We start from the raw sequence: 14,230 nt of genomic DNA, 5'->3' as shown, positions 1-14,230 counted from the left end.
GTTACGCTAAAATACGCTAACTTTGCAGCCCATTTCAGAGTACGTTTTGAAACTGGCTGATAATCAATTTAGTTAATCTAACTACAGTAGGGATACTGCAACTTTTATGAGCAAACGGAGAGAAGAATCGGGAGGACGCCGGGAGGGCCGGGCCGGTGGGCCGGGTCGGCCGGAAACAGGCACTAAATTCTACAGCAAATTTGATAAAGACGCCGACCGCCGGGACAGCAATCCCCGCGGAGAAGAGCGTCGGGAACGCAGTTTTGACAAGCCGCGCGCGGAACGTCCGTCGGATGCCGGACGCCGGTTTGGCGACAACCGCTCCCAAAACGATACCCCACGCGGTGGCCGCTTTGAAGGCGGAGGACCCCGCCGGGATTTCGACCGCCCGCGCGACGAAAACCGGGGGTTCCGCCGGGAGGGCAATCGGGATGAAAACCGCCCGAGCCGGTTCGAGACTGATCGGCCACGCCGGGAGTTTGATCGGCCGCGCGACGAAAACCGGGGATTCCGTCGGGACGATGAGCGTCCAAATCGCGGTGAGCGTTCGTCGGATACCGGACGCCGGTTCGATGAAAACCGTTCCCGCAATGGTCCTCCGCGCGGCAATCGCTTCGAAGGCGGAGGACCCCGCCGGGATTTTGATCGGCCGCGCGACGAAAACCGGGGATTCCGCCGGGAAGATGAACGTTCCGACCGGAACGAAAACCGGAGCCGTTATGGCCGCCCGGACCCGCGCGATGAAAAACCGCGTTTCGATCGTTCCGGTGAGGCCGAACAACGCACCGGACGGTTCGGAAGCGAGCGTTCGTACGGCGATCGGTCGCAAAATTCGGACGCCCGTTCTGAACGGCCCGAACGCCGGGAAAGCCGGTTTGGCAACGAGCGCGGCTACGGCGAACGGTCGGACCGGAACCGGGATGATGAACCCCGTCGGGAGCGTCCGTCGGATACCGGACGCCGGTTTGGCGACAACCGCTCCCAAAACGATACCCCACGCGGTGGTCGTTTCGAAGGCGGAGGACCCCGCCGGGATTTCGATCGGGATCGTTCCGAGCGGCCGCGTTCTAACCGGGACGATGACCGCGGATTCCGTCGCGATGACCGCGAATCGCGTTTTGAGCGTCCGCGCCGGGACGAGGGCGACGACGCCTATAGAAAGAAAATTGAAGACAGCCGGGAACGTCAGGTAGGCCGTTCGCGGGCACCGGAGTACGACGTTGACAAAATGCGGGAAAAAGCGTTCAAAGGCCGCGCCCCGCGCGATACCAAAGGGAAAAGGCCGGGTTCGGCCGGGCGCAGCGATCGGAATGAAAAGCCCTCCCGCGAAAAGGAGGACGGCACGATTCGCCTGAACCGGTACATTGCCAACGCCGGGATCTGTTCGCGCCGGGACGCCGATGCTTTGATCGCCCAGGGCGACGTGAGCGTGAACGGCAAGGTGATTACCGAGATGGGGTATCAGGTGAAACCGACCGATGTGGTGAAATACGGAAACCGGGTGCTGAATCCGGAGAAAATGACGTATGTGTTACTGAACAAACCCAAAGATTACATCACGACCACCGACGATCCGAACGACCGCAACACGGTGATGGACCTGGTGGCGGGTGCAACGCCGTACCGGATATATCCGGTGGGTCGGCTGGACCGCAACACCACGGGGCTGCTGCTGCTGACGAACGACGGCGAACTGGTGGAAAAGCTGACGCATCCGTCGAACGAAATCAAGAAGGTATACCAGGTGGAAATTGATAAACCGCTGACGAACGAGCATTTCGAAGCCATTCGCGCGGGGGTGGAACTGGAAGACGGACTGATCAAACCCGATGATCTGGGCATTGTCACGCCCGACGCGCAGGTGATTGGCATCGAAATTCACAGCGGCCGAAACCGCATTGTCCGCCGGATTTTCGAGCATTTTGGCTACGAAGTGACGAAGCTGGACCGCACCACCTACGCCGGTTTGACCAAAAAAGAACTGCCGCGCGGTTCGTGGCGGTATCTGGACGAAAAAGAAGTGATTCGGCTGAAGTTTCTGTTGTAGTCGATTCTGAGAAAAACCGGGCAGCATTCAATGCTGCCCGGTTTTTATTTTAGAGCCAATCGCTACCGATCTATTTCGCTGCACCCTCAGTTTATTTTCCCCAATTGACGTACTGTTCAACGGGGTTGAACGACCTGGTTTCGTAGCTGGCCCGGCCCCCGCTCTGGTGACTGCAACGGGCGGTAACGCCAGCACACGCCCGCTGGCAAGGGAATTTGCAGGACCGCATTCTTACGTTCAACGGCCTCATAGTCAGCGGTGGCTCAGCCCGCTTTTGAAAGGGTGTTCGGGTGGTTGAGTTGATTTTCAGCGGATTAAACAATACCCGGTTTTCGGAGGAACGGGTGATGCTGGAGAGCATGCGGTGGTGAAAAGTCGATCCGGAAAAACCGTCAGGCCACCGACGAATTCGTTTGGGCGTTGATTTCCGCCAGCCGGAGCAGCAGGTCCAGTTTCGCCCGAAATTGCTCTTCAGTAGGAATCAGCCGCGGACTAACATCCGCTTCGTAGGCCAGCGACGCGTTGGACCGGGTATAGGCCACAATCCGGCCCTGCCCCCAACCCTGCACGGTGGCTTCCAACTCGGCAATCAGGGCGGGATTTTCCAGGCGGTGGCGGAGCGTCGCGTTTTCGGTAACCACATACCACTGCTGTTTACCCCGAAACGCATCAAGGAGGTTGGCGTTGCCGTAGTTGAGCGACCAGTCGTGCTGCCCTGGTTCTTCTTTCAGCGTAATGGTAAAGGAATTGTATTTAAAACCGGATTCTCCGCTGTAGACGTTGCGCTTGGGAAACATCACCATCCAGAAGGTACGGCCCCGGTATTGGCCTTCCATCCAGCCTTTGTTAAAATCGCCGTCGATCTTGCCGTTGACGATCGGCGCCAGCGGGGCCATAATGCGCCTAAACCGGGCCTGATTGATCGCAGCAAGAAGTTTGCCGACCCCGTAAACAACCAGCAGAAACAACGCCAGGATCCCGGCACCCCACCAAAGATCGGAGGTTTCCTGATCCATTGTCAGTGACTGGCCACCTCGTCCAGCGTCTGCAAACCGAGCGTAATCTGGTCGAACAAAAGGGTGAGCTGCGCCCGGATTTCGTCTTCCGAAAGGGTTTGATTCTTTTCCAGCTTTTTCAGACTGGCGGCTCCGTCCAGCATGGCCAGGGAGTTGAGCGAGGAACGGAAGCGATGGGCCAGATGATCGAACTGATCGCGGTCCTGCCGGGCGAGCGCGTCGAACAGGGCCGTCCGATTGGCCGCGAGTTCATTCTTGAAAAAATCGATTAAGCTAATCAGCAGTTCCTTGTCGCCCCCGGTTATTTCCTGCAAATAGGTCTGATCGATGACCGAAGTTCCGGGCTCATTCAGGTTTAAAAACCGCGCCAGGATGGCTTCCAGCTGTTTCTTCTGAATCGGTTTCGCCAGAAAATCATCCATCCCGGCTTCCCGGCAGCGGGGCCGGGCGTCGTGCTCCGGATTGGAGGTCACGGCCACCACCGGAATGGTCAGGCCCAGTTGCTGCCGAATCTGCTGCGTCGCCGTCAGGCCATCCATGATGGGCATCTGAATGTCCATTAATACCAGATCGACGGTTTCTCTTTTTAGAAAATTGACCGCTTCCAAACCATTACCAACGACGACGCTCGGAATGCCATACTTGCGTAAAAGCGTTACCAGAAAGGCCTGGTTGATCTGATTATCTTCAACAATCAGAACCCGAACTGCCAGGTCGGGTTTTCTGGATTGTTGGGTAATCGGTTGGTTCATGTCTGATAAAAAGAGTGTAAAGAGCTATTGGAAGACAACAGTACAAATTTTTTTTGAGGATATGGCGTCCGATAATTGAGATTCGATATTAGTTTTAGCGGATTTTATTATATGCGCTAATTTGTGAATATAGTAACAATAACGGTATGGTTTTTGCCCTCCGGTATAATTTAATCGTCTTTGAAACCGGTTTTCATCATGCGTAGAATCGGGCTGTTGGCAAGCCGGATTTTTTCCTTAAACTAGCTGTTGGTTAATCAGTGATACTGCTCCGCGTACGTTCTCAGCCTGTACCCGCCGTTTTTACGTTTTAGATCTATGAAATTATCGTCGACCGATCGGTTGTATATTGGTATTGCATTCGCTCTTTTTCTGCTGGCGACGCTGGGCTTCATTGCCTACCGCACCATTCGGAACCAGTCGGAAGAAGCGCAGTGGGTCCGACACAGCTACCGGGTGCTGAAACAGATTGCGAGCACCGAACAACTGGTGATCGACATGGAAACGGGCCGGCGCGGCTTCCGGGCCACCAACGAAAGGCGGTTTTTAAAACCGTATTACGAAGCCATCGGGAAAATCCAGCCGTCGGCCGAAACCATTCGCAGTCTGATCCTCGACAATCCCGAACAGACCCAGCGGGCCATTCAGCTCGAACGGCTCATCCGGGATTTGCTGGAATACTGGCGGGAGCTGGGTACGGATGCCAGCGAGTACACCCGGGCCGACATCATCCGGATCACCGACGGCGAGAAAGCCCTGATGGACCAGATCCGCCAGCAACTGACCAACATGGTGGAGATTGAAGAATCGCTGCTGGCCAATCGGGAACGGGAAAGCGACAAGGCCGTCGGGACCGCCGTTCTGGTGTTTACCTCCGGCGGAATTTTTCTGTTGATCCTGGCCACGGTTATTTCCATTCTGTTTGCTTATGAAATGAAAAAGCGGCAGAAAGCGGAAATAGGACTTCAGCATAACCTGGACGAAGTGGAACAGCTCAACCGGGTCAGTACGGAAAAAAACTGGATGCTGACCGGCATGGCCCAGGTGAACGATGCCGTGCAGGGAACCAGCGAAATGGACTCGCTGGCGCAGGCGGTTTTGCAAAGCCTTACCCAGTATCTGGACGTACCGGCGGGCGGTTTTTACTGCTTCGACGAAGAAAAACACCGGCTGGAACTGAATGCGTCGGTGGCCTTTCCGACCCAGGCTCCCCGGTCCTATGCGCTGCAGGAAGGGTTGGTTGGGCAGGCCGCCACCGGAACCGACCTGCTGGTGACCAAACACGTTCCGGCCGATTACTGGAGCATTCAGTCGGGCAGCGGAAAGGCCGTGGCGGGTCAGGTGATCCTGGCGCCACTCTGGTATAAAAAAGAACTGAAAGGCGTGATCGAACTGGGTGCTTTTCAAGCGCTTAGCGCAACGCAGCTGGATTTGCTGACGGCGGTTTCCAACAGCATTGCCATTGCGCTGAACGCGGCCGATGCCCGCAAGCGCGTCAACCGCCTGCTGGAACAGGTGCAGGAACAGAAAGAAATTCTGGTCAATCAGCAGGAAGAACTCCGGCAGTCGAACGAAGAACTGACGCGGCAGGCCGAAATCCTGCAGGCGTCGGAAGAAGAACTGAAAGTGCAGGAGGAGGAGCTGCGCCAGATCAATGCCGAACTCGAGGAGAAAAACGAGGCCGTGGAAGTGGGTCGGCAAACGCTGGCGCTGAAAGCCCGCGAGCTTGAGGAAACCGGGCGGTATAAATCGGAGTTTCTGGCGAATATGTCGCACGAATTGCGCACGCCCCTGAACAGCGTGCTGATTCTGGCCAAAATGCTGTCGGAAAACAAAACCAGCAACCTGACCGCGAAGCAGGTTGAGTACGCCAACGTGATTCATAAATCGGGTTCGGATTTGCTCAATCTGATCAACGACATTCTGGATTTGTCTAAAATCGAAGCCGGTAAAATCGACATGCAGGCCGAAAATACGACGGTCAGTGGCATGATTCACGATCAGGAGCAGTTGTTTGGCGTCGTTGCGGAGCAGAAAGGTGTGCAACTCGTTACCCGGGTCGACGAATCCGTTCCGGCGGTTTTGTTTATTGCGAAGCAGCGGATCGAACAGGTGATCAAAAACCTGCTGTCCAACGCCTTTAAGTTTACACCGCAGCACGGGACGGTTACGCTGTCATTCGACACCCACGATCCGATGAGCGGTTTTACCAACGAACCGCTCCGGAAAGCCAGTCGCCTGCTGGTCATTGCGGTCACGGATACGGGCATTGGCATATCGGCTGAAAAACAACAGCTTATTTTTGAAGCGTTTCAGCAAGCCGACGGCTCGACCAGCCGGAAATACGGCGGCACCGGCCTGGGGCTCTCGATCAGCAAGGAACTGGTGAAGCGCATGGGCGGAGAAATCCGGCTCCAGAGCGCGGAAGGCCAGGGCAGCACCTTTGCCTTGTACCTGCCGTTGGTCGAACCTCCGGCCAACGGGGCCGCGAAACCGGAGGTGCCGAAAGCGAAGAGCGAACCGAAAACCAAACCGGATCAGGCCATCGTAGCGCACCTGCAAAAGGACATTGTAGAGCAAAATGCGTTGAAAGACGACCGGAATGTGCTTCAGAAAGGGGATAAAGTGATGCTGATTGTGGAGGATGACCCGGTTTTTGCGGCTGTGGTTCAGGATTACGCCCGCAGCAAAGAGTATAAAACCGTGGTGGCCCTGCGGGGTGACGAGGGCATTCATTACGCCCGGAAGTATAAACCGTCGGCCATTATTCTGGATATGCAGTTGCCGGTGGTCGATGGCTGGAGCGTGCTCAACTGGCTGAAAAACGACGATAGCCTGAAGAGCATCCCGGTGCACGTGATGTCGGCGGCCGACGAACCGAAATCGGGTGTTGGGAGCGCGCTGGCTTACATGCGAAAACCGGTCGATAAAAATGATCTGGAAAAAGTGTTCGGACGCATCAGCGATCACTTGCAGGGGCAGATCAAAAAAGTGCTGGTCCTGTCGGGAAACTACCTGAACGACGATTCATTGCAGGAAGTATTCGGGCAACGGCAGCTCGATCTGGAGTGCGACTACGCGGCTACCAACGCCGAAGCCCTGGAAAAACTCGGCCACCATGCGTACGATTGCCTGATTGTAGACATGGGGGGCGACCTGGAACTGGGCGTGCAGCAGTTGAAGGAACTGCGGGAGTCGATGCCCTCGGAATCGCTGCCGGTGATTATTTACATGGATAAGGATTTGAAACCGGCCGACGAATGGAAGCTGAGAAAGCTCTCCGACGTGGTGATCCGGGAGTCGTCGCAGGCCATCGACCGGCTGATGGACGAGCTGGAATTGTTTCTGTATAAAGTAGAGGAAGTGGAAACGAAGGAATTGCCCAAACCGCTGGCCAAAATCGACGATCAGAGTTTGCAGGGCAAGAAAGTCCTGCTGGTCGACGACGACATGCGGAACGTGTTTGCCCTCAGCACCTTGCTGGAAGAACAGCAAATGAACGTTATTACTGCCGTCGATGGCCGCGAAGCGCTCGACCTGTTGCAGGAGCATCCGGATACCGACATTGTGCTGATGGACATTATGATGCCCGAAATGGACGGGTATGAAGCGACCCGGCGGATTCGCAACGATTTGAAAAAAACGCATTTGCCGGTGATTGCCCTAACCGCCAAGGCCATGCCCGGCGACCGTGAGAAAACCATCGAAGCCGGGGCTTCGGATTACATCACCAAACCCGTTGATAGCGGCAAATTGTTTTCATTGATGCGCGTATGGTTATCAGTAAAGGTATGACCGGACACCTACATATTTCGCCGGAAGAGCTTGATGAAGTGGTACACCTGATCCGGCGGCAGTATGGCTATGATTTTGGTGATTACGCCCGGGCTTCCCTCCAGCGCCGGGTGGTGCGCTGCATGCAAAAGGCGAGTTGCCGGACGGTCTACGAACTCAAATACCAACTGACCAACGATCCCCGGTTTTTTGCCTGGTTTATTGAGTCGCTGACGGTGAACGTGACGGAAATGTTTCGCGATCCGGCTTTTTACAAGGAATTGAAAAATACCGTATTGCCCAAGCTGGCGTCTTACCCGACCATCAAAATCTGGCACGCGGGTTGTTCGACGGGTGAAGAGGTGTTTTCGATGGCGATTCTGTTGCACGAAGCGGGCCTGCTCGACCGGACGCGGCTCTACGCCACCGACCTGAATCCGGCCAATCTGGAGCGCGCCCGGCAGGGAATCGTGCCGTTGCAGCACATGAAGGATTACACGTCTAATTACATTCAGTCGGGGGGCGCCAATGATTTTTCGTCGTATTACACGGCCCGCTACGAAAACGCGATCATTCACAAGGAATACCGGAAGAACCTGGTTTTTGCGATCCATAATCTGGCGACGGATCAGGTTTTCAACGAATTTCAACTGATTTGTTGCCGCAACGTCCTGATCTATTTCAACCGGGATTTGCAAAACCGGGTCATGACGTTATTCAGCAACAGCCTGTCGCCCCGGAGCTATCTGGCGCTGGGAATGAAGGAATCGCTGTTGTTTTCGGAAGCCCGGCATCAGTTCGATGTGGTGAGTCCGGCCGTTCGGATTTACCGGAGTAAAAAGTAATAGGGTTTTTGGTTTTCGGTGGCTGAGATTATGAAGAATGAACAAAGAACCAAAATGAAATAAAGCATAGTGGCTGACAAGCTGCTACCAAACGCGTCAGCCAACCGAAAACCGTAAACCGAAAACCGTAACCTGTAAACCGAATAACCCAATGACCGGAGACAAAGTGGTGGCAATTGGCGGTTCTGCCGGAAGCATTCCGGTGGTGACGACCTTGTTGCAGGCTTTGCCGGGCCATTTTCGATTTAGCGTATTCATTATTTTGCACCGACTGAAAAACGTTTCCAGTAGTCTCGACACGATTCTGGTTACCAAAAAAGAAGGCATTCGCATCAGCGAGCCCAACGACAAGGAAATGATTCAGAAAAACCGGGTGTATCTGGCTCCGCAGAATTACCACCTGCTGGTTGAGGCCGATCAGACGATCAGCCTGGATTATTCCGAGCCGGTTCATTACAGCCGCCCGTCGATCGACGTGACCTTCGAAAGCCTGGCCGACGTGTATGCGGAGCAGGTGGTGGCGGTGTTGCTGAGCGGAGCCAACCAGGACGGGGCCGATGGCCTGCGGGCCGTTGCCGAGCGGGGCGGGGTTGCCATCGTGCAGGACCCCGCCACGGCGGAATACCCGGCCATGCCCCAGGCGGCCATCAATCGCAACGCGCAGGCCCTCGTCCTGACACCCGAACAAATAGCATCTTATCTACAAACACTTGACGAAAACCTCTGACTACTCATGGTAACGACCGATAACTCCCCCGATATGACGATCATGCTGGTCGACGACCGGGAGGAAAATTTGCTGGTGCTGGAAGAAATGCTGGCCAACGAGCAGCGAACGTTTATAAAAGCCACCTCCGGTAACGAAGCCCTGCGTCATGCGCTGAAAAATGATCGGATCGGGCTGGTGATGCTCGACGTTCAAATGCCCGAAATGGACGGTTTTGAAGTGGCCCGGCTGCTGAAGTCGAACCCCAAAACCAAAGACATTTCGATTATTTTCGTCACGGCCATCAACAAGGAAGAACAGTACATTCTGAAGGGGTTTGGCGAAGGGGCCGTCGATTACCTGCAAAAACCGCTGGACGTAAACGTGACCAAAGCCAAGGTCAACGTGTTTGAGCAGCTATACCATTATCAGCAGGAACTGAAGCAAACCGCCCAGCAGCTTGAAAAAATCAATAAGCAGCTGGAGAAGTTTGTGTACATCGTGGCCCACGACCTCAAATCGCCCCTGGTCGGGATGATTGCCGCCCTCTCGCTGCTTGAGATGCGCAACGAAGAAGAGGTGGTTCCGCGCAACGAAATTCAGGAATACGTGGGCCACTCGAAGTCGGCGGCTTTTCACCTCTCCGATATGATCAATTCGCTGCTGGAATACTCCCGGAAAAACGTGGCGCAGCAAACCGTCGAGGAGGTCGATGTGCAGGAACTGGTGGAGCAGATTGCGCTCCTGATTTTCCCGCCCCGGCATATTTCCATCGAGATCAAAGGACGGTTGCCCCGCCTGAAAACCCGCAAAATCAAGCTGCACCAGATCTTTCAGAACCTCATCAGCAATGCCGTCAAATACAGCAATAAGGAAGAAGGCCTGATTGAAGTCGGTTACCAGGACCGCGGTCCCTGGATCGAGTTTTACGTCAAAGACAACGGGCCGGGCATTTCGGAGGATGATCAGGAGTCGATTTTCAAATTGTTTCACACCACAACGAACACCGCCCAGACCGAGACCAGCACCGGCGTGGGCCTGTTCATTCTGAAAATGCTGGTGGAAGAGCAGGGCGGCAAAGTCTGGGTCGAATCGACCGTCGGCCAGGGGACGACCTTTTATTTTGAATGGATGAAATAGCCAATACGAGATGGAACCAATGATTACATTTTATGTCGTGGAAGATGATCAGACGGATTTTAACTACATTGATCGGGCCATTCACGAAATCCAACCGGATCTGAAAATCCGGCGGTTTTTGCACGGAGCGGCTTTGCTGAACCACCTGCAAAGCATCAGCCCGGACGAATACCCGTCGCTGATCATGCTGGATTTCTACATGCCGGTTCTCGACGGCCTGAAAACCCTGCGGCAACTGAAAGTCAACGAGAGTTTTCAGCAGATTCCGGTCGTCATGTGGTCGGGTTCGTCGCGGCCCGAAGACATCAGCCAGGCGTATTGGCTGGGCGCGCGGGCGTTTCACACCAAGCCGGTTTTGTTTGAAGACTGGCAGGAGCAGCTTCAGACGACGCTGCGGTATTGGCTGAGAACCGTGGAACTGCCGCACCTGGCGGAGTATTAAAGCGCCGGTTTGGGGAATGCACACAATTCTGCACCAGCCCGCCGGAATTCTGTAACAACCATTCGTGTTCTGTGAATGACCTTTGCAGGACTTAATTTGTCGAACACGATCATGGAAAAGCTTATTTTTAAAACCAATATCAAGTGTGGTGCCTGCGTGGCCACCGTTACGCCCTTTCTGAACAAAGCTGTCGGTGAAACGAACTGGCAGGTGGATACCCAGAATCCGGATAAGCTGCTGACCGTCGAAGGGGCCACGGTCGATCAGGTGAAAGAAGCCCTGAACGAAGCCGGATACAAAGCCGAGCCCGTATGAGCACCTGGGCCGCCACCGCAAAACCGGGTCGAACCGGCGCGAAGTCGGTGCGGAAAACCTACCCCGTGCTTGAAATGAGCTGCGCAGCCTGCGCCGTCAGTGTGGAGTCGATGCTCAAGCACACGCCGGGCGTGGCCGGCGCGGGCGTGAATTACGCCAACCAGCAAGCCTGGGTCGAGTTTGATCCCCAGACCGTTACGCAGCAGGCCCTGCAAAATGCCGTTCGTTCCATCGGCTACGACCTGATCATCGACGCCGAAGACCCGCAGGAGGTGCAGGCCGAAGCCCGGCAACGGCACTACGAATCCCTGAAAAACCGCACGATCTGGGCCGCCGTTCTGTCGGTGCCGCTGCTGGTTATTGGCATGATTTTCATGGACCGCGACGGCGGACCGTTGCCCTACGCCAACGAAATCATGCTGGTGCTGTCGGCGCCGGTGGTTTTTGGCCTGGGCCGGACGTTTTTTGTCAACGCCTGGAAACAGGCCCGGCACGGCCAGACCAACATGGACACGCTGGTGGCGCTGTCGACCGGCATTGCCTTTCTGTTCAGTGCCTTCAACACGGTTTATCCGGAATTCTGGCACCGGCGCGGCATTCACCCGCACGTCTACTTTGAGTCGGCCGCCGTGGTGATTGCCTTTATTTTGCTGGGAAAACTCCTCGAAGAACGCGCCAAATCGAATACGTCCTCGGCCATCAAGAAGCTGATGGGCCTGCAACCCAAAACCGTTCGGGTGCTGGAAAACGACCTCGAATCCGAAATTCCGGTGGCGTCGGTGCGCGTGGGGCAGGTCATTGTGGTGCGGCCGGGCGAGAAAATTCCGGTCGATGGCGTGGTGGTGTTCGGAGCGTCGTTCGTGGACGAAAGCATGATTTCGGGCGAACCGGTGCCGGTGGAGAAAAAACCGGCTCAGAACGTTTTTGCCGGAACGATCAACCAAAAGGGCAGTTTCCGGTTTCGGGCCGAGAAAGTCGGGGCCGATACGGTTCTGGCGCAGATCATTCGGCTGGTGCAGGACGCGCAGGGCAGCAAAGCACCGGTGCAGAAACAGGTCGACCGGATTGCCGGGATTTTCGTACCCGTGGTTATCGCCATTGCGGTGTTGACGTTTGTCGCCTGGCTGGTTTTTGGCGGAGAAAACGCCTTCGCGCAGGCCCTGATGACCTCCGTTACGGTGCTGGTCATTGCCTGCCCGTGTGCGTTGGGGCTGGCCACCCCCACGGCCATCATGGTCGGTGTGGGCCGGGGGGCCGACCACCAGATTCTGATTAAAGACGCCGAAAGTCTGGAGCTGGGCCACCAGGTCAGTGCCGTGGTGCTGGACAAAACCGGGACAATTACGGCCGGAAAACCCGCCGTCACGAACCTGGCGTGGCAGCAGCCCGACACCGCTCAGGTAGCGTCGATTCTGTACGCTCTCGAAAGCCAGTCCGAACACCCGCTGGCCGCAGCCGTCGTGGACTATCTGAACGGGTTTCAGACCAAAACAACGACCCTGGAACGCTTCGAAAGCCTGACCGGACGCGGGGTGGCCGGGCGGCACAACGGCATTCGCTACCTGATCGGAAACCGCCTTTTGCTGGAAGAACAGGGGGTTTTGATCCCGCCAACGCTGAAAAACCGGGCCGCACAATGGCAGCAGGACGCCCAAACGGTGGTGTATTTTGCCGATGAGAAAACCGTACTGGCCCTCATTGCCATTGCCGACCCGATCAAGGAAACCTCCAAAGCCGCGATTCAGACGCTGAAAAACCGGGGCATCGCGGTGTATATGCTGACGGGCGACAATCCGCAAACCGCCGAAGCCGTGGCCAAAGCCGTCGGGCTGACCGATTTCCGCGCCGAAGTGATGCCGTCCGACAAAGCCGCTTTCGTGGCCGAATTGCAAAACCGGGGGAAAGTCGTGGCGATGGTGGGCGACGGCATCAACGATTCGCAGGCGCTGGCGCAGGCCGACGTGAGCCTGGCGATGGGCCAGGGGTCCGACATTGCGATGGATGTGGCCCGGATGACGCTCATCACCTCGGACCTGGGCCGGATTCCGCAGGCCCTGGAACTCTCGCGCCGAACGGTGCGGGTGATTCGTCAGAACCTGTTCTGGGCGTTTATCTACAACCTGATCGGCATTCCGATTGCCGCCGGGATTCTGTATCCGATCAACGGGTTTTTGCTGAACCCCATGCTGGCCAGTGCCGCCATGGCGCTCAGTTCGGTGTCGGTGGTCAGCAACAGTTTGCGGTTGCGCAACGCCCGCTTGTAGCCAGCAATAGTTTGAGCCGCCCCCGGTTTTAACCGGGGGCGGCTTTTTAATTCTTCTGTTTCACACACCACTGCTCCACGATTTTCCCGGCGCTCAACCGAAAAATGTGGAAAAACGCGTACGGTTTTTGATCGAACCGCCCTTCCGATTGCACCACCACGAAATTGCCTTCGGCCAGGATTCGGTGGACCTGCTGAACGGTGAAGTCCTCTGTTTTTAGTTGCAAATACTGCTGTAAACCGGCCATTCCGTCCGCAATTTCGGGCTGATGCTGAATGAGGTCCGGCGAAACAAAAGCGGGTAGTCTTTCGAATGTCCGGTCAACAAAAACCGCCTGAAAAAACGCGCTGGCGATTTCCTTGTTTTGTTCAGTTAAACCGGCATCCTCGATTTCGGTGGGACCTTCCAGCATGGGATGACCGTTCCGCGTGGTGTCGGGCTGGTCTTCGATGGCGTCCCAGTGTTCAACAAGTTGCCCGTTCCGGAGCCGGAACAGATCCACCATGGCTTTGCGTTTTCCGCCCTGTTCGAAACTCAGGTTGGTGACCACGTAATCGGCTTCGGCCAGAATCCGCATAAATGGTTTGGACGGCGTCGGCGGTTTGGGCAGTTGACTTAGGTAGCGCAGGGCTTCGAGTAAGCCGGTTTTGCCCGGTTTCACCGTTGGGCTGTGTTGGATGTAATCGTCGGCAATGAGTTGCTCGGCCAGGTCGAGATCGCCCAGGCCAACGACGCGCCGGTAAAAATCCCGGACGATGGATTTATGGAGTTCAATGGATTGCATGTTGCGGGTGTCCCGGGGTTGTACCCCGAGTCAGCTAAAGTCAGGTCCTGCGGACCTGGTGAGAAAAGAATGGAAAGGGGGTTGCGCGTCAACCTAAAGCGCGCAGGAAGGCTCCTACCGGTTTTTGGCAGGAATGCGGGTTGCA

The 14,230-nt window shown here is 55.9% G+C and carries 11 protein-coding genes; 8 read left to right on the top strand and 3 right to left on the bottom strand.

The genetic code is table 11. The features are described from left to right. Positions 1 to 106 precede the first annotated feature (106 nt). Positions 107 to 2,047: a pseudouridine synthase gene (locus tag ACYVHX_RS14840; protein ID WP_460672437.1), complete on the top strand. Its 1,941-nt coding sequence runs from the start codon at positions 107 to 109 to the stop codon at positions 2,045 to 2,047. A gap of 392 nt (positions 2,048 to 2,439) precedes the next feature. On the opposite strand, the gene ACYVHX_RS14835 is transcribed toward ACYVHX_RS14840, so the two are convergent. Together ACYVHX_RS14835 and ACYVHX_RS14830 are read right to left on the bottom strand one after the other, a co-directional pair. Beyond that, positions 2,440 to 3,063 (bottom strand): hypothetical protein, encoded by a 624-nt coding sequence (locus ACYVHX_RS14835; RefSeq protein WP_460672436.1) that lies wholly within the window; start codon positions 3,061 to 3,063, stop codon positions 2,440 to 2,442. Between the two features lie 2 nt (positions 3,064 to 3,065). Further along, positions 3,066 to 3,815: a response regulator gene (locus tag ACYVHX_RS14830; protein WP_460672435.1), complete on the bottom strand. Its 750-nt coding sequence runs from the start codon at positions 3,813 to 3,815 to the stop codon at positions 3,066 to 3,068. 318 nt (positions 3,816 to 4,133) lie between these two features. Between ACYVHX_RS14830 and ACYVHX_RS14825 the strand changes: the two genes are divergently transcribed. The 7 genes from ACYVHX_RS14825 (at position 4,134) to ACYVHX_RS14795 (ending at position 13,301) form a co-directional block, all read left to right on the top strand. Beyond that, the gene (locus ACYVHX_RS14825; protein WP_460672434.1) at positions 4,134 to 7,610 is read left to right on the top strand and encodes a response regulator; all 3,477 of its coding nucleotides are present in this window, start codon (positions 4,134 to 4,136) and stop codon (positions 7,608 to 7,610) included. Next, entirely contained in the window at positions 7,607 to 8,434 is an 828-nt protein-coding gene (locus ACYVHX_RS14820; protein WP_460672433.1) for a CheR family methyltransferase, read from the top strand. Before ACYVHX_RS14825 ends, ACYVHX_RS14820 begins: the two co-directional genes overlap by 4 nt. Before the next feature lie 151 nt (positions 8,435 to 8,585). Next, positions 8,586 to 9,161 carry a chemotaxis protein CheB gene (locus tag ACYVHX_RS14815; protein ID WP_460672432.1) on the top strand — a complete coding sequence of 192 codons (576 nt, stop codon included), beginning with the start codon at positions 8,586 to 8,588 and terminating at the stop codon, positions 9,159 to 9,161. 6 nt (positions 9,162 to 9,167) lie between these two features. After that, complete coding sequence (locus tag ACYVHX_RS14810; RefSeq protein ID WP_460672431.1) at positions 9,168 to 10,280, top strand: sensor histidine kinase; 1,113 nt, start codon at positions 9,168 to 9,170, stop codon at positions 10,278 to 10,280. A gap of 19 nt (positions 10,281 to 10,299) precedes the next feature. After that, positions 10,300 to 10,722 carry a response regulator gene (locus ACYVHX_RS14805; protein WP_460672430.1) on the top strand — a complete coding sequence of 141 codons (423 nt, stop codon included), beginning with the start codon at positions 10,300 to 10,302 and terminating at the stop codon, positions 10,720 to 10,722. Between the two features lie 111 nt (positions 10,723 to 10,833). Next, positions 10,834 to 11,037: a heavy-metal-associated domain-containing protein gene (locus ACYVHX_RS14800; protein ID WP_460672429.1), complete on the top strand. Its 204-nt coding sequence runs from the start codon at positions 10,834 to 10,836 to the stop codon at positions 11,035 to 11,037. After that, positions 11,034 to 13,301, top strand: coding sequence for a heavy metal translocating P-type ATPase (locus tag ACYVHX_RS14795; protein ID WP_460672428.1), 2,268 nt, complete (start codon positions 11,034 to 11,036; stop codon positions 13,299 to 13,301). The genes ACYVHX_RS14800 and ACYVHX_RS14795 overlap by 4 nt, the downstream gene beginning before the upstream one ends. A gap of 46 nt (positions 13,302 to 13,347) precedes the next feature. Here ACYVHX_RS14795 and ACYVHX_RS14790 read toward each other — a convergent pair whose 3' ends face one another. Beyond that, positions 13,348 to 14,085, bottom strand: coding sequence for a nuclear transport factor 2 family protein (locus ACYVHX_RS14790; RefSeq protein ID WP_460672427.1), 738 nt, complete (start codon positions 14,083 to 14,085; stop codon positions 13,348 to 13,350). Positions 14,086 to 14,230 lie beyond the last annotated feature (145 nt).

It is taken from the genome of Larkinella ripae (genome assembly GCF_054780775.1).
This window is presented reverse-complemented; position numbering and strand designations above follow the sequence as displayed.